The organism is Streptomyces lunalinharesii (genome assembly GCF_039532155.1).
Taxonomy (GTDB): Bacteria; Actinomycetota; Actinomycetes; order Streptomycetales; family Streptomycetaceae; genus Streptomyces; species Streptomyces lunalinharesii.
The window spans coordinates 321,496-345,814 of the sequence record NZ_BAAARK010000004.1; the positions used below are offsets into that span (position 1 = coordinate 321,496).

Consider the following 24,319-nt stretch of genomic DNA (forward strand, 5'->3'; position numbering starts at 1 on the left):
CACGCCGCGGGCCCTGCGCGTACGCCCTGCCAGCGGGCAGGTTCAGGGCGTGACGATGGGGAAGTTGGGGTCCGGGGCGCTGAGCAGGCCGAGCAGTTCACGCAGCGCCGCACCGGCCTCACCCTCCTGAGTGACCGCGGTCGGGACGCGGCCGCCGAGCAGCTCGTGGAGCTGGGGTTTGGTGAGCGTGAGGGTGGCGTCGGGCCGGCTCTCGGGGGCGGGGGCGCCGGGGGTGCTGAGGTGGGTGAGCGCGCCGTTCGAGAGGGTCAGGTGCCAGGTGCGGTCCTCGTCGGCGAGGTGGAGGGCGAGGGTCAGGTGCGCGTGCCAGGCCCGCGGTCCGTCGACGCGGATGGCGAGCGAGTCCAGGAGCTGGTCGACGCTGCGGGCCCGGACCAGGTCGGGGGCCGGGGCGTCCGGTCCGGTGGTGTCGGGGCGGGCGGCGGCCGGAGTGCCGCGCAGTTCCATGGCGGCGGTCAGGTAGTAGTTGCGCCAGGTGCCGTTCTCGCAGCCGTGGCCCAGCTGCTGGTAGACGTCCGCGAGTTCCCGGCGGGCGCGCGGATCCTGCGGGGCGGCGAAGACGGCGTGGTTGAGGAGGGTGGCGGCGAACCGCAGGTCGCCGGCGGCGGCGTACCGCTTGCCGGCGTCGACGGTGGCCGCGACGCCGCCCAGCGTCTCCACGTAGCGCCGGGCCTGTTCGGCCGGCGGGTGCTCCCACAGGTGGGCCGGGTTGCCGTCGAACCATCCGAGGTAACGCTGGTAGATCGCCTTGACGTTGTGGCTGAGCGAACCGTAGTAGCCGTGGTGCGCCCAGAGCCGTTCCAGGCCCGGGGGCAGCCGCAGTTCCTCGGCGATCTCGGCGCCGGTGCGGCCCTCGTTGAGCAGCCGCAGGGTCTGGTCGTGCAGGTACGCGTAGAGGTCGCGCTGGTTGGCGAGCAGACGGCGGATGCGGGCGTTCCCCCAGGTCGGCCAGTGGTGCGAGGCGAAGGCGACCTCGCTGTCGGCGCCGAAGAGGGCCAGCGCCTCGTTGAGGTAGTGGGCCCAGCGCCGGGTGTCGCGGACCACGGCGCCGCGCAGGGTGAGGACGCTGTGCATGGTGTGGACGGCGTTCTCCGCGGTGCACAGCGCGCGGTGGGACGGGGCGGCGAAGTTCATCGCGGCGGGGGCGTCGGCGCCCGGGGTGAGCTGGAAGACCAGGCGGACCCCGTCGACGATCTCCTCCTGGCCGGTGCGGGTGACGTCCACCGTCGGCGGGACGAAGCTCCGAGTGCCGGCGGAGGGCAGGGTGCCCAGGCCGCAGCCGATCTGGCCGTCCGGGGCGGCGGGCAGCTGCGTGCCGTACATGTACACGGCGCGCCGGGCCATCGCCGGGCCGGTGTACAGCTGCTCGCCGACCGCGCTCTCCCGGAATCCGGCGGGTGCCAGCACCGGCACCGGGTGGTGGTCGGCCGGCAGGACGCCGCGGGCGCCGCCGAAGTGGTCGGCGTGCGCATGGGTGTAGAGCAGGCCGGTGACCGGTCGGTCGCCGCGGTACTTGCGGTAGAGCTCCAGTCCGGCGGCGGCGGTCTCGGTGGACAGCAGCGGATCGACGACCAGGACGCCGTGGTCGCCCTCGATGAGCGACATGTTGGACAGGTCCAGGCCACGGACCTGGTAGATGCCCTCGGTCACTTCGTACAGGCCCTGTCGGCTCACCAGCCGCCCCTGGCGCCACAGGCTCACGTCCGCGGACGCGGGGCAGTTCCCGGCCAGGAAGGCGTGCCGCTCGGCGTCCCAGACCACCCGGCCGTCGGCCGCGGTGATCCTGGGCGGGTCGAGCGGGGCGATGAAGCCGCGGTCGGCGTCGGCGAAGTCCTCGTGGTCGTCGACGGGCCCGGCGTCGTCCACGGTCACAGCGGTCACGGCGCGCCACCTCTCGCAGACCGCGGGCCATCACGGGCGCATGGCCCACACGTTCGATTTAACCGAAGAAGTCGGGCCACCGCACGCGTGGGCGCCGACGCGGCCCGGCAGCGCGCGGTACGGCCCGGCCCGCGCCGGGTTCCGGTGGCACCGGGCGACCGGGGCGGGCCGGGCTGGACTGGACTGGACCAGGTCAGACCGGTTCCGCCTCGATCACCGAGAAGCGGTTGGGCTGCGGCAGGGGCGTGACGGCGCGGACGGCGAAGCCCGCGCTGCGGCACAGCCGCTCGAAGTCGTCCCGGGTGCGCTCCCGGCCACCGACGTTGACCAGCATGTTGAGGTCGCTGAGGTAGCGGATCACGTCGCCCGAGGCGTCGGCGACGGCCGGCAGGACCGGCTCGACGATCAGCAGCCGCCCCGCGTCGGGCACGACCCGGCGGAGGTGGCCGAGGATCTGCCGGCACTGCTCGTCGGTCCAGTCGTGCAGCACGCTCTTGAGGAGGTAGAGGTCGGCGCCGTCGGGGGCGGTGGCGAAGAAGTCGCCGGTCACCAGGGAGCAGCGGTCGGCCAGGCCGTCCCGGGCGAGCCGGCTGCCGGCCTGGGCGAGCCCCTCGGCGCGGTCGAACAGGATGCCGCGCAGCGTCGGGTGCGCCCGCAGGACCCCGGCCAGCAGGGTGCCGTCGCCACCGCCGACGTCGGCCACGGTGGGGAAGCGGTCGAAGGGGAAGGCCGCCGGCAGCAGCTCGGCGGTGTGCGCGGTGCTCTGGCTCATCGCGGCATTGAACTGGGCGGAGAGGGCCGGTCGTTCGGCGAGGTAGCCGAAGAAGTCGGTGCCGAAGACGGTGTCGAAGGCGGGTGCGCCGGTGCGGACGCTGTCGTCGAGGTGGCCCCAGGCGCGCAGCAGGGCCGGGTCGGTGAACATCCGGACGAGGGCGCCGAGCGAACCCGGGGCGTCGGTGCGCAGCTGGGCGCCGACCGCGGTGGCGGCGAACCGGCCCGGCGCGGGCTCGGCGAGCAGTCCCAGGGCGGTCAGCGCCCTCAGTAACCGCGCCATGGCCTGTGGTTGCGCCGCGCACGCGGTGGCCAGGTCGTCCGCGGTGCGCTCACCGTCGCCGATCCGGTCCAGGACGCCGAGCCGGACGGCGGCGCCGGCGACGTGGCTGGCCATGGCGCCGTAGGTGAGCCGGACGAGGGCGTCCCGGTCCTCGTCCGCGGGCCGGTGTGGTTGGGACACGAGGTACGGGCGGTGCTGTTGCGACTGGTCGTCCACCATGGCGGGGTTCCTCTCCGGTGATGTCCGGTCAACGGCGTTACGCACGGGGCCCGGAAGGGCACAACAACGCCTGTGTGCCGTTGCACACCCCGCACGGGCCTCAACGCTTAGGCAACCCTAAGTCGGCCCGATCTCCGAAGCAACGCCCCATCCAGCACCCTGCCCGTACGGCGCGACCGGCAGCACCACCCGGGAGAGGAGGGACGCTCCTTGTCCCCCGACGACCACCGCCAACTCCGCGACCTCGCGGAACAGTTCCCGCCCGAGGCCGCCCCCTACCCACCCGTCCGCGTACCCGCGCCGACGACCCCGTTCCGACGCTGGGCGGTCTGGTTGATACTGGCCACCGCGATCGCGGTCCTGGTCACCGGCGTGGCCCTCGCGCACGGTCTGCTGCTGGCCGGCGGACTGGTGCTGGCCGGCTTGGCCGGACAGCGCTTCACGCCGCCCCGGTCCGCGGCCCTCGACCGCGACCGGTAGCCGGACGGGGCCGCCCGTCACGCCGCCGGACGTGCCCGGCCCGCTTGCCGTCGCTCGTGGACTTCGAAGGGCAAGCGGGCCGGTGGTCCTGCACACGCCCCGTGGGGCACACCTCACGTGACGCGGCGGCTCCTCGATGCCACGGCGATGCACACCGCACCCAGCGCCAGGGTGAGGGCGCCGATCACGACGTTGTTCCAGATCACCCCCGCGTCGGGACCGCGCCCGACGATCCAGGGCGACACGATCAGCCAGGCACCGATCGCGCACATCGCGCCGCTCAGGCCGTACATGCGTTCCGGAGTGACGGTGAACCCGATCGCCAGCAGGGCGATCGCGATGCCGACGATGAGGTTGTGGGTCATCAGCGCCGGCTGCGAGGCCGTGTAGTGCACGATCCACGGTGACGCCGCGCAGTACAGACCGACCAGGAACACCGGCCCGTCGACGAACACCACGTCCCGGCCACCGAGCGTCCGCTCGAACCGGGCCCGCATCTCGGAAACATCGGGGTGACCAGCGAGGTCTCCCCTGTGGTGTGAGACGTCGGCCATACGACTCGCCTCCTTCAGTCACGCGTCGGGGCCGCATCACGTGGCATCAGCCACTCACCCTTATTTTGCTCTTATGTCGCCTTTATGTGTAGGTGTCGGGCCGGGTAATTTGACCGGATCCGGTCATCCGGGACGCGGGCGCCCCCGACGGGCCCCGGAGCGTCCCACGCACGGACCCGCACCGGCACCACCACCCGCCACGCGCCGTCGCTAGCGCCGCCGGCCGTCGGCGGCCCCCACGAGCACCCCGCCCCGCCGCCCGCCGCCGGTGGCTTCGCGCGCCCCGCGACGGGCGGAGCGCAGCCTGGCGCCCCGGCGGACCAGCAGCACCCCCACGCCGGGCAGGCTCGCGGCCAGCACGAGCACGCCGTAGACGACGGCGGTGGCCAACCCCTGCGCGGCGCCCAGCCCGGCGGCGCCGAAGGCCCAGGCCGCGACGCCCTCCCGGGGGCCCCAGCCGCCGACGTTCAGCGGCAGCGCCATGGCCAGCAGCGCCAGCACCACCAGCGGCACCAGCTCGCCGGCCGGCGCCCGCACCCCGGCGACCCGGGCCGCCAGCACGAACGTGGCCACGTAGCCGACGAGGACGACCGACGACGCCGCGACGACGCCCGGCCAGCGCTCCCGGCCCGCCACGGCCCGCCCGGCCTCGACCACCGCGGCCCGCCACCCACCGCCGGTCCGGTCGACCGCACCGGCCCGGCGACGACGCGCCCGGGCCACCAGCACCGCCGCCGGGCCGACGACCACCAGCGCCGCGAGCACCCAGCCGGCCGTCGGTCCGGTGAGCGCCCCGACGACCGCGGCGCGCACCGGCGAATCCTGCACGGCCAGCACCACCGCACCGACCACCAGCAGCACCAGTTGCCCCGCGGCGCGCTCCAGGACGACGGCGCGCACGCCGTTGCCCACGTCCCCGGCGGCCCGGCCGTGCCGCACCGCGCGGTGCACGTCGCCCAACACGCCGCCGGGCAGCGCCGCGTTGAGGAACAGCGCCCGGTAGTAGTCCGCCACCGCCTGCCCCAACGGGAGCCGCAGCCCCAGGCCGCGGGCGACCAGGCACCACCGCCACGCGCTGCACACGGTGGTCAGCACGCCGATGCCCACGGCGACCAGCAGCGTGGCCACGTCGATCCGACGCAGCCCGTCCAGGAGGGCGCCGGAACCCACATGCCACAGCAGGAGCGCCAGGATCACCAGTCCCCCGAGCGTCCGCAGCCAGGGCCACATCCGGCGCGCCATCAGCCTGATCGGGGGCCCGGGACGCCGGCCGGACCGGGCAGCGCCAGCAGGTCGGCGTGGTGCACGGTGACGCCCAGCTCCCCCGCCGCGCACGCGTCCAGGCGGCGCCGCAGGTACCCGTCGGCCGCGGCCGCCAGCTCCGGGCGCGCCTCCCGTGCGGCGCTCACCCAGCCGCGCAGCCACCGTTCGGTCAGCGCGCATTCCGGCCCGCCCAACCGCCAGGGGCTGGGCCGGTTCACCACCCGCGCGCCGCGCCGGGTGAACGCCTCGGTGGCCGCCGCGACGGCGTCCGGCCCCAGTCGCCGGCGACCGTCGGTGGTACGGCGCTGGTGGTCGTTGAACGCGGCGGAGAGCGCGGCGTCGAGGGGGTCTGCCGGGGTGAGTTCGACCCGGCCGGTGACCGAGAGCGCCAGCAGCGCCGGGCAGCCGGCACCCGTACAGGCCGCGGCGACGGTCTCCAGTTCGTCGCGGGTCAGCAGGTCGAGCAGGGCCGAGGCGGTGACCAGGGACGTCCCGGCCAGGTCGGCGGCGGTCAGGTCGGCGAGGTCGGCGTGCAGGGTGGTGACGGTGACGGGCCGTCCGTCACCGGCGGTCGACGGGATCCGACCGGCCGCCCGGGCGAGCAGGACCTCGTCGTGGTCCTGGAGGACCCAGTGCTGGGGGCCGGGCAGTCGCACCGCGAGCCAGCGCCCCATCGCCCCCGTGCCGCAGCCCAGATCGCGGATCACCAGGCCGCCGGTGCCGCCGAAGCGTTCCGGAGCGGGGACCGCGGCGAGCCGGTCGCCCAGCGGGCGCAGCAACTCCGGGACGCGGGCCGCGTCGTCCGCCCGCTCCCGCAACTCCAGCCACTGCGGACAGAACCGCGGTCTGCCGACCGCCCCGGTCACGGACTCCACGGCGCGTTCCGCAGCCGTTCCAGCGCGCCGGCCAGACTGTGCGACGTCATCTCCCACCCCTCCAGCATGGCACGGCGTCCCCGTGCGGAGACCGCCAGTCGCCGCCGCAATGCGGGATCGTCGAACCAGGCACGGAGTGCCGCCGCCAAGGCACCCCGTTCGTCGGGGGGAACGAGCAGCCCGGGCACGCTCCCGTCGGGCGCCCGCCCGACGGCCTCCGGCACTCCGGCCACCGCCGTCGCCACCACCGGTACGCCGCACGCCAACGCCTCGGTGAGCACCATGCCGTAGGTCTCGGCGTACGAGGCGAGCAGCACCAGGTCGGCGGCTGCGTAGTGGGCGGCCAGTGCGGCGCCGGTCCGCGGCCCAGTGCAGGCGATGCGCCCGGACAGGCCCAACCGGTCCAGCTGGACGTGGAGTTGGTCGGCGGTGTGCGGATCCTGACCGGTACTGCCGACGAAGGCGCAGGTCCAAGGGGCGTCGGTGACGGTGGCGAGCGCGTCCACCAGGCGTCGGTGGCCCTTGCGCGGGGTCACCGACGCCACGCACAACAACCCGCCGGCGCCGTCCGTCCCGGGCGCGAGTGGGGCGGGGTCGACGCCGGGCCGGGCGACCGTCACCGGCGGCAGCCCCGGCCCGTGGTGACTGCGGATCCGACGCGCCGCCCAGTCACTGGTGGCGATCACCGCGCGGACCGCGTGCAGGGCGCGCCGTTCGCGGGCGTCCAGCTCCGCGGCCGTTCCCGGGGCCAGCCCGGTCTCGTCGGCGAGCGGCAGGTGGACCAGGACGGCCAGCCGCAGCCGGGCGGCCTCGGGGCGGAGCACGTCGGGCACGCCGCAGGCCACCAGGCCGTCCAACAGCACCACCGCGCCGTCCGGAAGGCCCGCCAGCAGGCGGGCCAGTGCGGTGGTGGCGGCGGCGTCCGGCTGCGGCCAGTCGCCGGGCACCTGGTGCCGGCGCACCTGCCAGCCGAGGGCCGGCAGGTCGCGGCAGACCCGTAGGTCGTATCGGTTGCCGCCGCTGGGGGCCCGGTCGTCGGCGACGTCGCCGGGCAGCACGGCGTGCACCACCCGCGCGCCCGCCGGGGCGCGGTCGGTCACCGGGTGCGCCGGGGCCGGCTCACAGCGTCCGCTCGTAGCTGGCCCAGGCCACGTGGGATTCGTGCAGGGTGACGCTGATGCCGCTCAGGTCGCGGGCGCCCGCGCCGAGGTTGCCGGCGTGCACCCGGTCGGCGAGCCGGTCGGCGATCACCTTGGCGAGCGCCTCGGTGGAGGTGTTGGTGCCGGCGAAGGCGGGTTCGTCGTCGAGGTTGCGGTAGTTGAGCTCGGCGATCACGCCGCCGAGCTCCTGGGTGGCGAGGCCGATGTCGACCACGATGTTGTCGTCGTCGAGTTCGGGTCGGCGGAAGGTGGCGTCCACGATGAAGGTGGCGCCGTGCAGGCGCTGCGCGGGTCCGAAGACCGCGCCACGGAAGCTGTGCGCGACCATCAGGTGGTCGCGGACGGTGATGCTGAACACGGGTGTTCCTCCAGGAGGTGTCGCCGACGGTCGGGCTCGGACGAGAGTCGTGGGCGGTGCGGCGTCACACCGCACCGGGGGCCGGGGTGCCGGGCGCCGGGTAGCGGATGCGGTGGCAGAGCGCCGGGAGCGCGCCGGAGGCCAGCTCGGGCAGGACCGACGGCAGTTCGTCGAACCGGGACTCCCCGGTGATCAGCGCGTCGAAGGCCGGGTCGGCGAGCAGGTCGAGCGCGAGCGCCAGGCGGTCGGCGTGGGTGCGCCGGCCGCGCCGGACCGGGGCGACGGCGCCGACCTGGCTGCTGCGGACGGTCAGTCGGCGGGAGTGGAAGGACTCCCCCAGCGGCACGCTGACCCGGCGGTCGCCGTACCAGCTGAGTTCGATCACGGTCCCTTCCGGAGCGAGGAGTTCGAGGGCCCGGGCCAGGCCGTCCTCGGTGGCGCTGGCGTGCACGACGAGGTCGCAGTCGCCGCGGGCGTCGGCGGGCAGCGCGAACGGGACGCCCAGCGCCGCGGCGGTCGCGGCGCGCGCCGGATCGGCGTCGACCAACTGCACCCGGGTGGCCGGGTGGCGGACCAGGAGCGCGGCGACCGCGGCCCCGACCATGCCGCCGCCGATCACCGCGATCCGGTCGCCGAGCATCGGTGCGGCGTCCCAGACGGCGTTCACCGCGGTCTCGACGGTGCCGGCGAGGACCGCGCGCCCCGCGGGGACGGCGTCCGGCACGGGGGTCACCGCGTCCGCCGGGACGACGTAGTGCGTCTGGTGCGGGTAGAGGCAGAAGACCGTGCGGCCGCGCAGGTCGGCCGGTCCCTCCTCGACGACGCCCACGTTGAGGTAGCCGTATTTGACGGGCGCCGGGAACGTCCCCTCCTGGAACGGCGCCCGCATCGCCGCGTACTGGCTGTGCGGGACGCCTCCGCGGAAGACCAGGCTCTCGGTCCCCCGGCTCACCCCGGAGTACAGCGTGCGCACCAGCACCTCGCCGGCGACCGGTCGCGGCAGGTCGACCGTGCGGAGCTCGCCGCGGCCTGGAGCGCTGAGCCAGAAACTCTGGGCGACGCGCGGCAACGAATCCTCCTGGACGGTGCGGCGATGCGTCGTGAATGCTGAGGGGCGCACGCCGGGGATCATGGCGACGCCGTCACGATACGCGGCGTCCTCCGGCTCCGCCACAGTGTCCCGGGAGGCGTGATGGCCGTACAAGGGCGGTGCGGCACAAGGCCGTTCGGACCGGACCGGGTGGCCGGCCCGCTCGCGCAGGTGGTGCTGTTGGGGGCCCTGTGCCGCACGGTCGGGCTGGGCCCGGCGGGCTGGCTGACCGGGTGCGCCTGCACGCTGGCCACCTGGGCCGCGCTCACCCGGGCGGTGCGCGCCTCCTGGCTGCCGTCCTTCGGGCCGGCCAACCGCGTCACGCTGGCCCGGGCCACCCTCGTCGGCGGGGTCGCGGCGCTGGTCGCCGACTCCTTCGGCCGCCGGTCGCCGGTGGCGGTGCTGGTCGCACTGGCGGTGGTCGCGCTGGTCCTGGACGCGGTGGACGGCCGGGTGGCGCGGCGCACCGGGACGGCCACGGCACTGGGTGCGCGGTTCGACATGGAGGTCGACGCGTTCCTGATCCTGGTGCTGTCCGTCTACGTGGCGGTCCCATTGGGGCCGTGGGTGCTGGCCATCGGCGCGCTGCGCTACCTCTTCGTCGCGGCGTCCTGGGTGCTGCCGTGGCTGCGGACGCCGCTGCCGCCCAGCACGGCGCGCAAGGCGGTGGCCGCGGTGCAGGGCGTGGTGCTGGTGGCGGCGGGCGCCGGGCTCGCGCCGCGGCCGCTGGAGCGGGGCGCGGTGGCGGCGGCGCTGGCCCTGTTGGGGTGGTCGTTCGGGCGGGACGTGCGGTGGCTGTGGCGGGCCGGGGTGCGCCCTGCCGGTGGCGTGGCGGCGGTACGGCCGGTGGACGCCATGGCCGCGGGGCGCCAGGACCGTGGGGAGTCCGCGCCGCGGGCGGGGTGAGGCCGGAGGCCGGGGACGGGGTAAGGCCGGAGGGCCGGGGCGGGGTGCGTCAGAGGTGCCGGGGCGCGTGCCTCAGATCCCGGCGTGCCGTCCGAGGTAGACGACGAGCGCCAGGAACGCCAGCACCAGGTGGGTCACGGCGACGGAGAACAGCACCCGTATCCACAGGCTGCGCCGGGTCGCCTCGTGGGCCGCGGCGCGATGGGTCACCAGGACGGTGCCGGGCAGCCGGGCCAGCCGGGTGCCCGGGCGGATCGCGGTGGCCCGGGCCCGGTGGAGCCCGCAGCGCAGCGAGTGCCGGTGCCGGGCGGCGATCTCCGGGCAGGTCCGCCCGTGGCCGCGGGGCGGGCGGAGCGGGCCCCGGCCGGGGTGGCCGCGGCCGCGGCAGGCCCGTGCCGAGGCGAGGGGTATGCAGGTGCGGGAGCGGACCGCACGCCATGGTGGCGGTCCCTTGCGTCGCGGTGCGCCGGACATCGCCTCACCCGGCTCCGGAGCCGGAGGCCGTGCGCCGGCGGCGCGGTGCCGCGGCGGTCATTGCGTCGCCCCGCCCTGGCCGGTGCTGCCCGCGCCGCGGTCCGGGTCGACCCCGACGCCGTGCGCGATCCGCAGCGCGTCGTCCAGTTCGTCCTCCGCCACGGCCAGCGCGGCGGGGTCGTCGGCGGCCCGGGCCGCTTCTACGGCGGCCCGCGCGGCGCGCACCCGTTCCCGTACCGACTCGGCGAAACCGCCCACGCATGCCCTCCGCGTTCAGGCCGACCGGCCATCGCGATGATCGTTGAACAGGGGAATTCCTCAACTGTAGACGACGGACCCACCGGATTGAACGGGCGGGGCGCCACCGGTGGGTCCGGTGCCGCCACCGAATCGACGGCCCGGACCGCGCACTTGCCGCGCGCTCCCGGGCCCCGGGAGCCGCTGTCGACCAGTGCCCGCGATCGGCGGCGGCCGGCCGGGCAGGGGCGCCGCCCGGACCGGCACCGGGCCCCCCGGGCGGCGGCCGCCACCAGCGTCACCGACGTGGAGGGGTAGTGGCCCCCTCCGGCACGCCGCACGAGGTGCCCCGAAAGGGGCGGGGAGGGCCGCCTGCGGGGGCGGGCGCGCCGTCGCCCCGGACCGCATCGCGGCGGCCGTCGCCCGACGGTCCGCGGTGCCACCCCGGTGGCGGCCGTTGGAGTGATGAAGCGGACCGGAGCGCCCCGGTCGGGTGTCGTCGGGGTGCGGCCGGCGTTGAGCATCCGTGACCGTCCCCCGCCTCCGTCCGTGGTTCCTGCCGGCCAGCCTCGCGGCCCTGTTGGCCGAGGTCGCGCCGGACGGCCCGGCTGACGCTCCGTCCGATCGCGGGCCCGGCCCGGCGGCTGATCCCGGGGCGGGCGCCGGGCACCCCGCAACGCCGTCGTCCGCCCCGCGTTCCCCCGTCGCCCGCCCCGGCGCCCCGGCCCTGGAAAGCTGACGCCTGCACGCACCGTGGTCAACGGGCTACCACCGGTGGCGGGCCTTGATGATCGCCCATAGCTTCGCCTCATGGCGCTTCGACAGATGACCCACGGGGCACGGCGGATGACGTACTTGGGGTGCGCGGCGGCGGCCCTGGCCGGCGCACTCGGCGCGGCCCCGCCGTCCCAGGCCGCAGCGGACCGGGACGACCGGGTGCACGTCGTCCGTCCCGGGGAATCGATCCAGCAGGCGGTGGACGCGGCCCGGCCGGGCGACACGGTGGTCCTGTTGCCCGGTGTGTACCGCGAGAGCGTGCTGATCAACAAGTCGCACCTGATGCTCCGCGGGGTGGACGGGGAAGCCGTGCTCGCCCCGCCCGTCACCCGGGCGGAGAACGCCTGCGGACAGACCGGTGACGGCATCTGCGTCACCGCCGGCCCCGGCGGCCCGGTCACCGACGTCCACCTGCGGTCGCTGACCGTCGAGGGGTTCCGACGGAACGGCGTGTGGGCCTCCGGCACCGAGGGGCTGACGGTGCGCCACGTCACCGCGCGGCACAACGGCCAGTGGGGCATCGGGCTGGAGAAGTCCGTGCACAGCCTGCTCCACGACGACACCGCGACGGAGAACGGCGACGCGGGGATCTTCCTGGCCAACGCGGTCACGGAGGAGGGCGGCGCGCTGGACACCCGCGGCACCCTGATCGTCGAGAACCGGCTCGGCGGCAACCGCATCGGCCTCACCGCCCGGCGGGTCCGCAACCTCCTGATCGCCCACAACAACGTGGTCGGGAACTGCGCCGGGATCTTCGTCGTCGGCGACGAGGGCCGTCCCAAGGCCGGTGCGCTCACCGTGCGGGACAACGACGTCTCGCGGAACAACAAGCACTGCCCGGCGACCAAGCGCCTGCCGTTCCTCCAGGGGTCCGGTGTCGTCCTGACCGGCACCGAGGACGCGCTCGTCCAGCACAACCTGGTCCGCGACAACGTCGGCGACTCCCCGCTCTCGGGCGGGGTGGTGCTCTTCCCGAGCTTCGTCAAGTCCACCAACGACCGCAACCTCATCCGGGACAACGTGGCGCTGCGGAACGCCCCGGCGGACCTGATCAACCAAGACCCGGCCGGCCAGGGCAACGTCTTCGTCCGCAACACCTGCCGGACCTCCAAGCCGGTCGGCCTGTGCCGGTGACCGCGTCGGCGCCCGGCAGCACCCCCATCGCAACGTCAACGGGAGAAAGAGGCGGAATGACCACCGTGAGCCCCACCCCCCAGCCCTCGATGCGGCTGCGGGAACTGATCTTCGGCGCCGCGTGCGCGGCAGCCGTCCGGGCGACCGCGCGGCTCGGCGTGGCCGACGCGCTGGGCGAACAGCCCACCACCGTCGAGGAGTTGGCCGCGTCCGTGGGCACCGAGCCGCGCCCCCTGGAACGCATGATGCGGGCGCTGGCCTGCTACGGGATCTTCGAGGAGACCGCGGACGGGACATTCGCCCACACCGACATGTCGCGGCTGCTGCGCGAGGACTCCCCCAACAGCCTGCGCTACATCTCGCTGTGGTGCACCGAGCCGTGGACCTGGGAGGCGTGGCCGCGGCTGGACGACGCGGTGCGCTCCGGCCGGAACGTCTTCGACGACCTCTACGGCAAGGGGTTCTTCGACTACCTGCACCAGGACGCCAAGGACTCCGCGCAGGTCTTCGACCGGGCGATGACCGCCTCCAGCAAGCAGTCCGCCCGCGACGTCGCCGAACTCCTCGACCTCACCGGGGTGTCGTCGGTGGCGGACATCGGCGGCGGGCAGGGCCACGTGCTGGCCGGCCTGCTGGAGAAGTACCCCTCGCTGAGCGGCGCCCTGCTCGACCTGCCGTCGGTGGTGGCCAACGCCGACCCCCGGCTGCGGGACGGCGGTCCGCTGGCCGACCGGGCGCGGATCGTGCCCGGCGACTGCCGCGAGGACATCCCCGTCGAGGCCGACCTCTACATCATCAAGAACATCCTCGAATGGGACGACGACAGCACCCGCCGGACCCTGCGGAAGGTCGTCGAGGTCGCCCGGCCCGGTGCCCGGGTCGTGGTCATCGAGAACCTCGTCGACGACAGCCCGTCGATGAAGTTCACCACCGCCATGGACCTGCTGCTGCTCCTGAACGTGGGCGGCGCCAAGCACTCCAAGGAGAGCCTGGTGCGCCACATGGCCGAAGCCGGGCTGCTGGTCCACGACATCCTGGTGGTCAACCCGTACCTGCACGCCTTCGAGTGCACGGTCCCGGCCGACTGAACCGGCCGACTGAACCGAGAGCGAGCCCGGACGGAGCCGGCCGCTGGCGGTCGGCGCGACGGCGGCCTCCCCGCAGGACCTGGCGGGGAGGCCGACCACCGTGTGCCGGTCCGGATCAGCCGGTGCCGGCCCGCTCCCAGCAGTAGAACTCCTGGGCCATCGCGTCCTTCGGACTGCGCCAGGTCGCCGGGTCGTACGCGCTGACGTACGCGGACAGCTTCTGGCTGACGGCCTGGAACTCCGGGTGCTGGTGGGCCTTGGCGATCTCCGGTCCGGGCGGGAGGTCGGACTCGATGAGGTGCAGGTACACGTCACCGAACTGGAACAGCTTCCGCCGGTTGACGCCCACCAGCTGGGGCAGCTCCGTGCGGTCCGAGGCCGCGAAGACCTCGGCGATGTCGGGAGCCGAGCCCGGCTTCATCCGGGCGACGATCAGAGCGTGGTGCATCGGGGGGTTCCCTTCGTTGCCGCCGGGCGGCGATACGGGGTCGGGCTGACGCAACGTCAGTTGGCGGGGGCGGCCGCGCGGAGTTCGCGGTCCCGCTGCTCGATCCGGTCCCGGATGAGTTCCATCTGGATCCGCGAGTTGCGGTTGATGTGCTCGGTCATCCCCTTGTCGTCGACCGGGGCCTCGGGCTTCATGGCGAAGTCCTGGGTCCAGTGCATCGACGTGCCGCCGGGGATCTCCTTGTACTTCCAGAAGATGTCCATGAACTTGAACGGGCCGGTCTCCACGCGGCGGGCGCGGACGGTCAGCGCGCCCCGGTCGGGGGTCCGCTCGGAGATCCAGCTCCAGACCTGGCCGTTCTCGTCCGGGTGCATGGTCAGCCGGAACGTGGTCGTGTCGCCCTCCCGGGAGAGCACCTCGACCGACGCGTACTCGCTGAAGAGCTGCGGCCAGTTCTCCAGGTCGTTGGTCATGTCCCAGACGAGGCTGAGCGGGGCGGCGATGGTGATCTCGTTCTCGGTGTGGCCGGGCATGTCAGGCTCCTGTCGTGGTGACGGTGTCGGTGTTGACGAGGTCGAGGAAGTCGTGCGGCGTCTTGGCGCGCTCGGCGTCCGGGGGCAGCGACCGCTCGTAGCGGTTCTCCAGTTCGCCGACGATGCCGAGCAGGCCCAGCGAGTCCAGCCCGTACTCGGCGAAGGTCACTTCGGGCCGGTTCGCCATCTCCTCCGGGTCGACGGTCAGGCCGGCGGCCGACTTCATCAGCGCGGCCAGTTCGTCGAGGGTCAGTTGAGCGGTCATGGCAATCTCCTCTCAGGAGGGGGACTTCTCGCACCGACGCAGCACCATCGCCGCGTTGGAGCCCATCAGTCCCCGGCTCAGCACCAGCGCCGTCTGCAGCTCCGCGGGCCGGGACTTCCCGGTCACCACGTCGAGGTCCACGCTGACGTCGACGACGTTGGGGGTCGGCGGCACGACGGAACCCTCCATGGAGAGCACCGCGGCTGCGATGTCCAGGACGGGTGCGCCGCAGTACGCCCGGCCGATGCCGGTCTTGGGCGCGGTCACCGGCACCTCCGACGCATGCCGGCCCAGGGCGTCGGCGAGCGCCGACGCCTCGGCCCGGTCCGCCGCGGCCACCCCGAGGGCGTCCGCGAAGACCACGTCGATCTCCTCGGGCGCGCACCCGGCGTCCGCCAGCGCGCCCTCGATCGCCCGGGCCAGCCCCTCCCGGGACCGCTCCCAGAGGGCGGCGCCGGTGAAGGTGGCGGCGTGGCCGGCGAGCACGGCCCGGGGCCGGGAGCCACGCTCCTCGGCCGCCGTCCGTTCCTCGACGACCAGCATCGCGCCGCCCTCGGCGGGCACGAACCCGCACGCCGCATCCGTGAACGGACGGTAGGCGCGGTCGGGTTCGGCGCACCGGCTGAGGTCCTCGTACCCGAGCTGGCAGACGACCGAGTACGGGGCGAGCGGGGCCTCGGCGGCGCCCACCACCACCGCCGCGGTGCCGCGGCGGATGGTGCGGGTGGCGTGCGCCAACGCGTCCAGTCCCCCGGCCTCGTCACTGGCCACCACGCCGCACGGCCCCTTGAAGCCGCCGCGGATGGAGATCTGGCCGGTGCTGGCCGCGTAGAACCAGGCGATGGACTGGTACGGGCCGACGTGGCGCGAGCCCTGGCCCCACAGGTGCTGCAACTCCCGCTGGCCGAACTCGCCGCCGCCGGAGCCGGCCGCGGTCACCACCCCCACCGCGAACGGCGAACGGTTGTAGTCGGCCCGGCCCAGCAGGGCGTCGTCCAGCGCGAGGTTGGCCGCGGCCATCGCGAAGTGCGTGAACCGGTCGGTCTGGACGAGGAAGCGCTCCTCGATCAGCTCGCCCGGATCAAAGTCGCGGACCTCGCCGGCGACCTTCAGGGGCAGTTCCTCGCACCCCTCGCGGGTGACCGTGTCGAGAACGCTGATGCCCTCCTTGGTGGCCTTCCAGAAGGCCTCGGTGTTGGCCCCGTTCGGGGCGATCACACCGATGCCGGTGACGACGGAACAACGTTCTTGCGGGGAGTTCATCTCGGCCTCCCACCCGGCTTGGTCAGGACCACGGCTGACTGGAACCCGCCGAATCCGCTGCCCACGGAGAGCACCGAACGCAGCGGCACCTCCCGTGCGGTCTTCGGCACGTAGTCGAGGTCGCACTCCGGGTCCGGGGTCTCGTAGTTGGCGGTCGGCGGGACCACCTGATGGGTCAGCGCCAGGACGCAGGCGACGATCTCGATCGCCCCGATGGCGCCCAGCGAGTGGCCCACCATCGACTTGATGGAGCTCATCGGCACCTTGAAGGCGTGGTCGCCCAGCGACTTCTTGACCGCCGCGGTCTCGTGCCGGTCGTTCTGCTGGGTGCCCGAGCCGTGGGCGTTGACGTAGTCGACCTGGGTGCGGTCGAGCTGCGCGTGGGCCAGTGAGCGGTTGATCGCCTCGGCCATCTCCAGACCCTCCTGGGTCAGGCCGGTCATGTGGTAGGCGTTGCCGAAGGTGGCGTAGCCGCGGATCTCGCAGTGGACGGTGGCGCCGCGCGCCCGGGCGTGCTCCAGTTCCTCCAGGACGAGGACGGCGCCGCCCTCCCCCATGACGAACCCGTCGCGCCGGGCGTCGAACGGCCGGGAGGCGTGGGCGGGGTCGTCGTTGTTCGCGGAGGTCGCCTTGATGGCGTCGAAGCAGGCCACCGTGATCGGGGAGATCGGCGAGTCCGACGCCCCGGCGACGCAGACGTCGGCACGGCCCTCCTCGATGGTGTGGAAGGCGTAACCGATGGCGTCGAGGCCGGAGGTGCAGCCCGTCGAGACGGTCTGCACCGGGCCGTGCGCGCCGATCTGCTCCGCCACCGCCGACGCCAGCGAACTGGGCGAGAAGGCGCGGTGCAGATGCGGTCCGGCGGGTCGGTGGTCCACGTCCCAGCGGCGGCCGGACTGGCTGACCGCCACGTAGTCGTGCTCCAGGCGCGTGGTGCCGCCGACCGCGGTGCCCAGGGACACCCCGATCCGCCACGGGTCCTCCCGCGCCACGTCCAGGCCGGCCTCCCGCAGCGCCTCCGCCGCGGCGACCAGTGCGAACTGCACGTACCGGTCCGACTTGGCCACCTGTTCCTCGCTCAGCCCGTGCTCGGCCGGATCGAAGTCGCACTCGGCGGCGATCCGGGACCGGAAGCCGGTCGGGTCGAAGAGGGTGATGCCACGGGTGGCCGTCCGCCCGGCGGAGAGCAGGTCCCAGAAGGCCGGGACGCCCACGCCGCCCGGGGCGACGATGCCGACGCCGGTGACCGCCACGCGGCGGGTCATGACACCGGCTCCGTCCGTTCGGGTGGGGCGGCCGGTGTGCTCCGCTCGGCCGCCTCGCCCTCCGTGTCGACGTGGCCCAGCTCCGGGCGCGGGGCCAGCGGACCGAGGTGGAAGACCATCCGGGCCTCGACGTCCCCGACGTTGCGGAAGCGGTGCCGCATGTAGGGCGGGATCATCAGCCCCTGGTCCGGCCGGAGCGCGAAGGTCTCGCCGTCGAGGTCGACCTCCAAGGCGCCCTGGACGACGTAGACGAACTCCTCGGAGTACGGGTGGTAGTGCTCCCCGATGCGCTCGCCGGGCTGGACGAGTGCCATGCCCATGAAGCCGCTCGTGGCGCCCACCACGCCGGGTGTCAGCATCGCGCGCAGGTCACCTCCGCGCCGGCGGTTGGGCTGGGTCTCGCTGAGGTCCACGATGCGTGGGCGGTGCGTGGTCATGGCTGGTTCCTCCAGTGGCGTGATGCCGGCGGATGGGGTGGTGCGGCCCGGCGACGGCCCGGCGGCCGGTCGGTCGGCGAGCGGACGGTCAGGCGTCGGGGGCCCGACGGTCGGTGATGAGGTCCATGTCGGCGCGGGCCAGGAAGTGGGCCAGCTCGCGGTCGGTGGACAGGCCGCCGGCCACGTCGCCGTCGAGCAGCCGCCGCAGCACGGCGAGCTTGCGGGGGCCACGGGCGCCGAGGGAGACCAGCGGGTCGCGGTCGATGGGCGCCCGCAGGTCGATCAGGCGGACGACGGTGTCGTCGCGCTGGAAGATGGTGCTGCCGTGCACCGCGGACGCCGGGTCGTCGGCGGCCTCCTCGTCCTGGCGGGCCAGCATCTTGGCCAGCGTCATACCGAAGCCGGGCTTGGCCGGGTAGTACAGCGCGTGCCGGGACAGGGCCTCGGGGTCCTCGGACTCCGGACCGCCGGCCGCCACGTGGTGCACCGCCGGCAACGCGGCGCGGGTGAAGAACACCCGGGCGGAATTGGGGTCGTTGAGGTCCCGGTCCTGTTCCAGGTACGGGTTGATGGCCTCCTCGACGGCCCGGACCTCGGGCTGCTGGGAGACGTGGCGCAGTGCGGCGATGAGGTCGCCCTGCACCTCGATGGCCCGCACGACGCGGTTGCCGTACATGAACAGCGAGGTCCGGCGCAGCCGGGTCCGGTCGTCGACCCGCGCCGCGGGCGAGGTGTAGCCGGAGAGGATGTCGGCCACCATCGCTTCGCTGCCCGGCTTCACGGTGAAGGTGAGGGCGTGCCGCACGACGCCGTCCCCGACCCGGGGGTTCGCCTGGAGCCGGCTCCTGGCGGGCTCGGGGGCGCGTGCGGCGACGTTGGAGGTCTCGCGCAGGACGCTGAAGCGCAGGGAGCGGGTGTCGCGCACGCAGCTGTGCAGCGGCTGGACCATCTTGACGTGCTCCTCGCTGTTGACCCAGGCGAGGAACGGCGGGGCGCTCTCCCACTCACTGGTGATCAACCACTGCGAGGGGTTCTCGATGGACTGGCACAGCTGGTCGCTGATGTGCCCGGGCACGGAGGCCACCTGGTTGCGCAGCTGTTCGTAGGCTTCCAGGAACTGCTGCTGGGCCCCTTCCTCCAGATCCAGCATGAGCACGACCCGGAGCTTGGAACCGTCGAAGGCGGACTGCGATATTCGTTCCGACAGCGTTGTCATCGTCTACGCATCTCCTCCAGGGCACGAGGCCCCTGTGGTGCGTCGTCAGTTCCGGCGCGCGCCGGGTGTTGCCGGTGCCTTCCGATTACTCCCGATGCGCTCCGGGCGACTGAGCCGGATGGGCGGACCTCCGGCCCGGCGTGTCGCGGGGGGCGGTCCGGCTTCGATCGTGGCCAAGACCCACGGTCGGCGCGAGATGTGTGAGCCATGCAGGTGAACCGTGATGGAAGGGGCGACGGGCCGGGCATGCGTTGCTCCATCTCCCGTACACGCCGCTGCAGCTGGAGCACGCACATGAATCCCAAGGTCGAAGACCGGGTGCCGGTACTCATCGTGGGCGGGTCCCTGGTGGGTCTGTCCGCCTCGCTGTTCCTGGGGCGCCTGGGTGTCCCGCACGTCCTGGTGGAGAAGCACGCGGACACCTCACGGCATCCACGCGGACGGGGGAACAACGTCCGCACGATGGAGCTGTACCGGGTTGCCGGCGCCGAGGAACGGATCCGTGCGGCCGCCTCGGTGCTCGCCGACAACCACGGCATCCTGCAGGCCCGTTCGCTGACCGGGGACGACCAGGAGTGGCTGTTCCGCGAGATCGACCCGGGCGGCGGGCTGGCCAAGTTCAGCCCGTCCGCCTGGTGTCTGTGCAGCCAGAACGACCTGGAGCCGGAGCTGCTGCGGTGCGCCCGTGAACTCGGCGGCGACCTGCGGTTCAGCACCGAGCTGCTCAGCTGCGACCAGGACGCCGACGGAGTGAGTGCGGTGGTCAAGGCCCGGGACACCGGTGAGCACACCACCCTGCGCGCCGACTACCTGATCGCCGCGGACGGCCCCCGCAGCCCGGTGCGGGAGCGGCTGGGCATCGGCCAGACGGGCCCCGGGGACCTCTTCCACAACGTCAGCATCACCTTCCGGGCCCCGGAGCTGGCGGACGCGGTCGGCGACCGGCGCTTCATCGCCTGCTACCTGACCGATCCGGAGGCCGACGGCGCGCTGCTCCCGGTGGACAACGCCGAGCAGTGGGTCTTCCACGCGCCCTGGCACCCCGACCGGGGCGAGACCCTGGAGGACTTCACCGACGAGCGGTGCATCGACCACATCCGGCGGGCAACGGGCGTGCCGGACATGGCGGTTGAGATCACCGGCAAGGCGCCCTGGCACGCCGCGGAGCGGGTCGCCGAGCGGTACTCCGCTGGCCGGATCTTCCTCGCCGGCGACTCCGCCCACGAGATGTCCCCCACCGGGGCGTTCGGCTCGAACACCGGCATCCAGGACGCGCACAACCTCGCCTGGAAGCTCGCCGCCGTCCTCGACGGGGCCGCCTCCCCGGCGCTGCTGGACACCTACGAGGACGAGCGCCGGCCGGTCGCCGAGGTGACCAGCGCCCGCGCCTCCGCCCGGTCCGCCGAGCACAGCCACCCCGGCTACGACCCGGCGCCCGCCGGCGGCGGCCGGCAGCGCGGGGTGCTGACCGTGGCCCTCGGCTACTGCTACCCGCGGGGCGCGGTCCTCGGCGCCGACCCCGACCTCCCGGTCGTGCCCGAGCGGATGCGGCTGACCGGCGAGCCGGGCACCCGGGCCCCGCACCTGTGGCTGCACGCGGACGGCACGCGGCGCTCCACCCTGGACCTCTACGAGCGGTCGTTCGTCCTGCTGACCGGCACCGAGGACGGCAAGGCGTGGCGCGGCGCTGCGGAGGCCGCCGCGGCGCACTGGTCGGTCCGGCTGGACCACTACCGGATCGGCATCGGCACCGACGCCGACCTCATCCCGGAGGACGGCACCGACTGGGCCGAGGTGCACGGGACGACGGCGGAGGGCGCGGTGCTGGTACGGCCGGACGGCTTCGTGGCGTGGCGCGCGGACGGCCGGGTGGCCGACCCGGAGGGGGCACTGCGCGAGGTCCTCGGCGGCCTGCTCCGCCGAGCCTGATCCGATCCTGCCCCGCCCAGGGGCCGGTGGGGCGTGCACCGCCCCGCCGGCCCCTGGAACGTATCTTCTGACCGTCACCGGCCCAGGGGCATCTGGCGTGCGCCGCGGCCCGGTCCCGCAACTCACCGGGCGAATTGGTGTTGAGTCCGGGCATGGACGTCAAGAAGACCCCGGGCCACCCCTTCCAGCGCGTCTCGGTGCCGCAGCAACCGCCCCGCCTGCCGCCGCCGACCGCCCGGCGCCCGGTCGACGAGGACACCCCGATCTTCGACCAGTTGCTCAGGGAGTGGCGGGCCGGGGCACTGCGGCCGGTGGCCACCTGGCCGGTCGACGATGCCGGGAAGAACAGACCGGGAACGGTTGTTGGGGCCGATGACGGACGGCCCCGTCCGCGGAACCGCATGGAGGAACCCCCGCATGAGCCTGTACGACATCCCGCTGCGCACCCTGACCGGTGAGCCCGCCTCCCTCGCCGACTACCGGGGCAAGGCCCTGCTGGTGGTGAACGTGGCGTCCAAGTGCGGGCTGACCCCGCAGTACACGGGGCTGGAGCAGCTCCAGCAGCGGTTCGCCGACCGTGGTTTCAGCGTGCTGGGCTTCCCCAGCAACCAGTTCGCCGGCCAGGAGCCCGGCACGGCCGAGGAGATCGCCACGTTCTGCTCGGCGACGTACGGCGTCAGCTTCCCGCTGTTCGAGAAGACCGACGTCAACGGCGAGCAGCGGCACCCGCTGTACGCCGAACTGTCCGGCACCGCGGACGCCGAGGGGGCGGCCGGCGACGTCCAGTGGAACTTCGAAAAGTTCTTGATCGACCCCTCGGGCGCGGTGGCCGGCCGCTTCCGGCCACGAACCGAGCCGGAGGCAGCGGAACTGGTCGCCGCGATCGAGGCGACACTGCCGGCCTGATCTGCGAGTTTCCGCCGGCGGGCACACGGCACACGGCCGTGTGCCCGGCAGCGGTAGAAGTACACACCCCCCAGTCCCTCAGTCCCGCAGTCCCGCAGTCCCGCAGTCCCTCAGTCCCTCAGTCGCCCAGTGATCGGGACCAGCACGGTGGACACTGTCCCTGCCTCTCGTGCACGTGCGTGCACGCCCCTGCTCATCCCAGCCCGACGAACTGCCGATACCGGCAACCGTCGTTGTATGTCACCGACGGATCCGCGGATGACAACACCGCGCACCGCGACGAGGCAGACCAGGTCCGCCTGTAGCTGCGGAACTACAGACGGACCGTGGCCGTGTGGAGCTGAGGCTTCCGCCTCACGTCATGCACCGACTCCGACACCAGCTTGGGTATGCGAAGGCTTGTATTCCTTGGAGCCTTCGAATTCGGCCGTATAGCCATTTCCGAGCGCGTTGACCCAGTTGAGAGGCTGCCCGATGTGCTGCCCGGAGTTGGTCCTTATCTCACCATTGGCATCGGTGAGATCCGAACCGACTTCCTTGCCGCCGACATAGAACCTGACCGTCTGTCCCTCGATGCCCTCTCCGTCCGCGTCCGTGAGGCGTACGAGGACCGTGTCACTGGCCAGCCGACCGATGTGTCCGGTCGCATCGCCGGCCTTGAGCCTGGTCGGTGTCTTCGCTGCCGGCTTGCTGGGCTGGCTCGACTGGCTCGGAGCACCCTGCTGTTTCTCCAGCTGGGCAATTCTGTCCTCAAGCTCCTTGTTCTTCGCCTGTAGTGCGTCAATCAATTGCTTGTCGGCGTCCGACATTGCACGTCCTCCTCCGCTCTCTGCGGATCTGGCGATTTCACCTACGCCATCAGAGTGACCAAGCACCTATGTACGCGCCATATGCAACTAGCCCATTCGGGTGACCCGGAGCAGCGCCAGCTCCGCACGGCATTGATCAAGAACACAGTCCACGCTGAAACTGACCGCCATCACTCCATGGCCGATATGGCCCACACGGCCAACCTGCTACTGGGCCATCCCGGGCGAACACCGACCACCACACACAAACCACCCAACATCCGCCCTGAAGGCAGACGTTGGATGGCCCACACCGAGTCGACGCCGCTCAATTCTGAACTAGGACGCTCTACCCGAACTCGCTGACGACGCTCCGCCCCGGTCGCACCACCCGTTCCACACGCCCACGACAACCGCTGCCGCTGCCGCTGCCGCTGCAACCGAAGACAAAAATGCGGGTGAGTTGGTGCGATTCACGATGTGAAGTGCCCACCGGTCCGACGCGTAGCAGCCCTTCGGTTTTCCGTAGCTCTTCCCGTTGACGATCAGTTGCCCGTTGCCGCATAGGCGGACTGCGTCACGCCCAGCGCAAGCACAGCACCCGCCAACACCACTCCACACGCATGAACGATGCACCTCATGTCACCCCCCTGGCCTGACGGGGGCCATCACCCACCCTCACCCGAAATCACTTTAAGCATTCGATCAACTTCACACGGTCACGGCCATGAGGGAATCACCGCTCCGCTTCCACGAAGTCGGGGTCTTTCGCTTTGGAGGCCCATGCCCATTAGCGGCATCGACGTCAGCTCGTACCATCCGAGCAACTACCCGACCGCCGGCTCGACTTCGTGTTCGCCAAGGCAGCCGAGGGGATGTCGTACGCCAACCCGTGCATGACCACCCAGGCCTCGCACTTCGTTGAGAAGTTGCGGATGCGTTCCTCACCCAGATCCGGCACCTGCGGCGCGACGCACCATGCCGGCCTGTACTGCACTCAGGACTACTGGCTCCGGCAGCAACGCCGGCGACGCCCTGCAGATCGCGGACTACGTCACCGCAGGCCGCCCCCACCGAGCAAGCCCTCGCCGCCGCCCTGCCCGGCATCGTGGACGCGTCCGGCATGCCCGCGTCACTGCCGTGGGCTGCCGGCGCCGGCGGTCTGGCCCGCGTCATGGCCCTGCCCGCGGTCGAGCAGTTGCTCGCACAGGTCGGTCTGGGCCAGGGCGGGCACGGGGGCCGGAGGGCGTGCGCACACACCCGTCCCTGTCGGACCCGGCCGCGGTCGCCTTGGAGTTGGAGGGCATCCGCCGGACGATTGAGGCCGGGTTCACGCGCACCGACGGCGCCCTCGCCCCCCTGGTTCAGCGGCCCGGTTCAGGGGCCGAAACGGTACCGACCCTCAGCAGACGCATGCCGAGCGGCACGGCACCGAGCGCAATCCAATGCCGTACACGCTTCGGAGCACAGGAGGGTGATCCCCGCGGCGCCGGGCAGTCCGGTCTCGACGATGCGTTCGTCGAGTTCGCCAATGAGAGAGTCGAGGTCCGTGAGTTCGTAGGGAGCACTGTTGTGTCCTGGTGCATCTGGGGCGGCCGGACGGGGCAGGTATCGCCGCAGGTTCCGAAGAGCCGGCGCCCACCCCGATACGTCGGAGCAGGCCACTTTTGTCGCTGGTGGCAGGGCATTTGACCTGCTGAC

At 73.2% G+C, this 24,319-nt stretch carries 24 protein-coding genes and 1 pseudogene; 7 read left to right on the forward strand and 18 right to left on the reverse strand.

Annotated elements, in window-relative coordinates; all coding sequences use genetic code 11:
* Positions 1-42 precede the first annotated feature (42 nt).
* Both ABD385_RS09020 and ABD385_RS09025 read right to left on the reverse strand, forming a co-directional pair.
* On the reverse strand, positions 43-1,890 hold the full coding sequence (locus tag ABD385_RS09020) for an alkyl/aryl-sulfatase (RefSeq protein ID WP_425585379.1): 1,848 nt from the start codon (positions 1,888-1,890) through the stop codon (positions 43-45).
* Between the two features lie 202 nt (positions 1,891-2,092).
* Positions 2,093-3,172 carry a methyltransferase gene (locus tag ABD385_RS09025; RefSeq protein ID WP_344574534.1) on the reverse strand — a complete coding sequence of 360 codons (1,080 nt, stop codon included), beginning with the start codon at positions 3,170-3,172 and terminating at the stop codon, positions 2,093-2,095.
* 210 nt (positions 3,173-3,382) lie between these two features.
* Between ABD385_RS09025 and ABD385_RS09030 the strand changes: the two genes are divergently transcribed.
* Complete coding sequence (locus tag ABD385_RS09030; RefSeq protein WP_344574535.1) at positions 3,383-3,652, forward strand: hypothetical protein; 270 nt, start codon at positions 3,383-3,385, stop codon at positions 3,650-3,652.
* A 113-nt stretch (positions 3,653-3,765) separates the two neighbouring features.
* Here the strand turns inward: ABD385_RS09030 and ABD385_RS09035 are convergent, their stop codons facing one another.
* From ABD385_RS09035 to ABD385_RS09060, 6 genes are all read right to left on the reverse strand, one after another.
* Entirely contained in the window at positions 3,766-4,206 is a 441-nt protein-coding gene (locus ABD385_RS09035; protein WP_344574536.1) for an SPW repeat protein, read from the reverse strand.
* 210 nt (positions 4,207-4,416) lie between these two features.
* Complete coding sequence (locus ABD385_RS09040) at positions 4,417-5,448, reverse strand: lysylphosphatidylglycerol synthase transmembrane domain-containing protein (RefSeq protein WP_344574537.1); 1,032 nt, start codon at positions 5,446-5,448, stop codon at positions 4,417-4,419.
* Positions 5,448-6,335 (reverse strand): class I SAM-dependent methyltransferase, encoded by an 888-nt coding sequence (locus ABD385_RS09045; protein WP_344574636.1) that lies wholly within the window; start codon positions 6,333-6,335, stop codon positions 5,448-5,450. Before ABD385_RS09045 ends, ABD385_RS09040 begins: the two co-directional genes overlap by 1 nt.
* Positions 6,332-7,444, reverse strand: coding sequence for a glycosyltransferase family 4 protein (locus ABD385_RS09050; protein WP_344574538.1), 1,113 nt, complete (start codon positions 7,442-7,444; stop codon positions 6,332-6,334). The genes ABD385_RS09045 and ABD385_RS09050 overlap by 4 nt, the downstream gene beginning before the upstream one ends.
* Before the next feature lie 19 nt (positions 7,445-7,463).
* Positions 7,464-7,862, reverse strand: a complete 399-nt coding sequence (locus ABD385_RS09055; RefSeq protein WP_344574539.1) for a 6-pyruvoyl trahydropterin synthase family protein — start codon at positions 7,860-7,862, stop codon at positions 7,464-7,466.
* Between the two features lie 64 nt (positions 7,863-7,926).
* The gene (locus ABD385_RS09060; protein ID WP_344574637.1) at positions 7,927-8,931 is read right to left on the reverse strand and encodes a zinc-dependent alcohol dehydrogenase; all 1,005 of its coding nucleotides are present in this window, start codon (positions 8,929-8,931) and stop codon (positions 7,927-7,929) included.
* 123 nt (positions 8,932-9,054) lie between these two features.
* Between ABD385_RS09060 and ABD385_RS09065 the strand changes: the two genes are divergently transcribed.
* Positions 9,055-9,858: a CDP-alcohol phosphatidyltransferase family protein gene (locus tag ABD385_RS09065; RefSeq protein ID WP_344574540.1), complete on the forward strand. Its 804-nt coding sequence runs from the start codon at positions 9,055-9,057 to the stop codon at positions 9,856-9,858.
* A 72-nt stretch (positions 9,859-9,930) separates the two neighbouring features.
* Here the strand turns inward: ABD385_RS09065 and ABD385_RS09070 are convergent, their stop codons facing one another.
* Positions 9,931-10,332 carry a DUF6126 family protein gene (locus ABD385_RS09070; protein ID WP_344574541.1) on the reverse strand — a complete coding sequence of 134 codons (402 nt, stop codon included), beginning with the start codon at positions 10,330-10,332 and terminating at the stop codon, positions 9,931-9,933.
* Between the two features lie 57 nt (positions 10,333-10,389).
* Positions 10,390-10,590, reverse strand: a complete 201-nt coding sequence (locus ABD385_RS09075) for a hypothetical protein (protein ID WP_344574542.1) — start codon at positions 10,588-10,590, stop codon at positions 10,390-10,392.
* Positions 10,591-11,379: 789 nt separating this feature from the next.
* Between ABD385_RS09075 and ABD385_RS09080 the strand changes: the two genes are divergently transcribed.
* Positions 11,380-12,480 carry a right-handed parallel beta-helix repeat-containing protein gene (locus tag ABD385_RS09080; RefSeq protein ID WP_425585375.1) on the forward strand — a complete coding sequence of 367 codons (1,101 nt, stop codon included), beginning with the start codon at positions 11,380-11,382 and terminating at the stop codon, positions 12,478-12,480.
* A 56-nt stretch (positions 12,481-12,536) separates the two neighbouring features.
* Positions 12,537-13,568, forward strand: a complete 1,032-nt coding sequence (locus tag ABD385_RS09085; protein WP_344574543.1) for a methyltransferase — start codon at positions 12,537-12,539, stop codon at positions 13,566-13,568.
* A gap of 115 nt (positions 13,569-13,683) precedes the next feature.
* On the opposite strand, the gene ABD385_RS09090 is transcribed toward ABD385_RS09085, so the two are convergent.
* The 7 genes from ABD385_RS09090 to ABD385_RS09120 form a co-directional block, all read right to left on the reverse strand.
* Positions 13,684-14,016 carry a TcmI family type II polyketide cyclase gene (locus ABD385_RS09090; protein ID WP_344574544.1) on the reverse strand — a complete coding sequence of 111 codons (333 nt, stop codon included), beginning with the start codon at positions 14,014-14,016 and terminating at the stop codon, positions 13,684-13,686.
* A 56-nt stretch (positions 14,017-14,072) separates the two neighbouring features.
* A complete protein-coding gene (locus ABD385_RS09095) occupies positions 14,073-14,549 on the reverse strand; it encodes an SRPBCC family protein (RefSeq protein WP_016573737.1) in 477 nt (158 codons plus the stop codon).
* A gap of 1 nt (position 14,550) precedes the next feature.
* Entirely contained in the window at positions 14,551-14,814 is a 264-nt protein-coding gene (locus ABD385_RS09100; protein WP_016573738.1) for an acyl carrier protein, read from the reverse strand.
* Positions 14,815-14,826: 12 nt separating this feature from the next.
* Positions 14,827-16,077, reverse strand: coding sequence for a beta-ketoacyl synthase N-terminal-like domain-containing protein (locus ABD385_RS09105; protein WP_344574548.1), 1,251 nt, complete (start codon positions 16,075-16,077; stop codon positions 14,827-14,829).
* Positions 16,074-17,342 carry a beta-ketoacyl-[acyl-carrier-protein] synthase family protein gene (locus ABD385_RS09110; RefSeq protein WP_344574549.1) on the reverse strand — a complete coding sequence of 423 codons (1,269 nt, stop codon included), beginning with the start codon at positions 17,340-17,342 and terminating at the stop codon, positions 16,074-16,076. Before ABD385_RS09110 ends, ABD385_RS09105 begins: the two co-directional genes overlap by 4 nt.
* The gene (locus tag ABD385_RS09115; protein ID WP_344574550.1) at positions 17,339-17,779 is read right to left on the reverse strand and encodes a cupin domain-containing protein; all 441 of its coding nucleotides are present in this window, start codon (positions 17,777-17,779) and stop codon (positions 17,339-17,341) included. The genes ABD385_RS09110 and ABD385_RS09115 overlap by 4 nt, the downstream gene beginning before the upstream one ends.
* A gap of 88 nt (positions 17,780-17,867) precedes the next feature.
* Positions 17,868-18,995 (reverse strand): SchA/CurD-like domain-containing protein, encoded by a 1,128-nt coding sequence (locus ABD385_RS09120; protein WP_344574551.1) that lies wholly within the window; start codon positions 18,993-18,995, stop codon positions 17,868-17,870.
* 294 nt (positions 18,996-19,289) lie between these two features.
* On the opposite strand from ABD385_RS09120, the gene ABD385_RS09125 reads away from it, so the two are divergent.
* Together ABD385_RS09125 and ABD385_RS09130 are read left to right on the forward strand one after the other, a co-directional pair.
* Entirely contained in the window at positions 19,290-20,924 is a 1,635-nt protein-coding gene (locus ABD385_RS09125; RefSeq protein ID WP_344574552.1) for an FAD-dependent oxidoreductase, read from the forward strand.
* 417 nt (positions 20,925-21,341) lie between these two features.
* Complete coding sequence (locus ABD385_RS09130) at positions 21,342-21,830, forward strand: glutathione peroxidase (protein ID WP_344574553.1); 489 nt, start codon at positions 21,342-21,344, stop codon at positions 21,828-21,830.
* 359 nt (positions 21,831-22,189) lie between these two features.
* Here ABD385_RS09130 and ABD385_RS09135 read toward each other — a convergent pair whose 3' ends face one another.
* Entirely contained in the window at positions 22,190-22,639 is a 450-nt protein-coding gene (locus tag ABD385_RS09135; protein WP_344574554.1) for a hypothetical protein, read from the reverse strand.
* A 985-nt stretch (positions 22,640-23,624) separates the two neighbouring features.
* Here ABD385_RS09135 and ABD385_RS41325 point away from each other — a divergent pair.
* Positions 23,625-23,840 (forward strand): annotated as a pseudogene (locus ABD385_RS41325) (hypothetical protein); the annotation flags it as partial.
* Between the last annotated feature and the right edge of the window lie 479 nt (positions 23,841-24,319).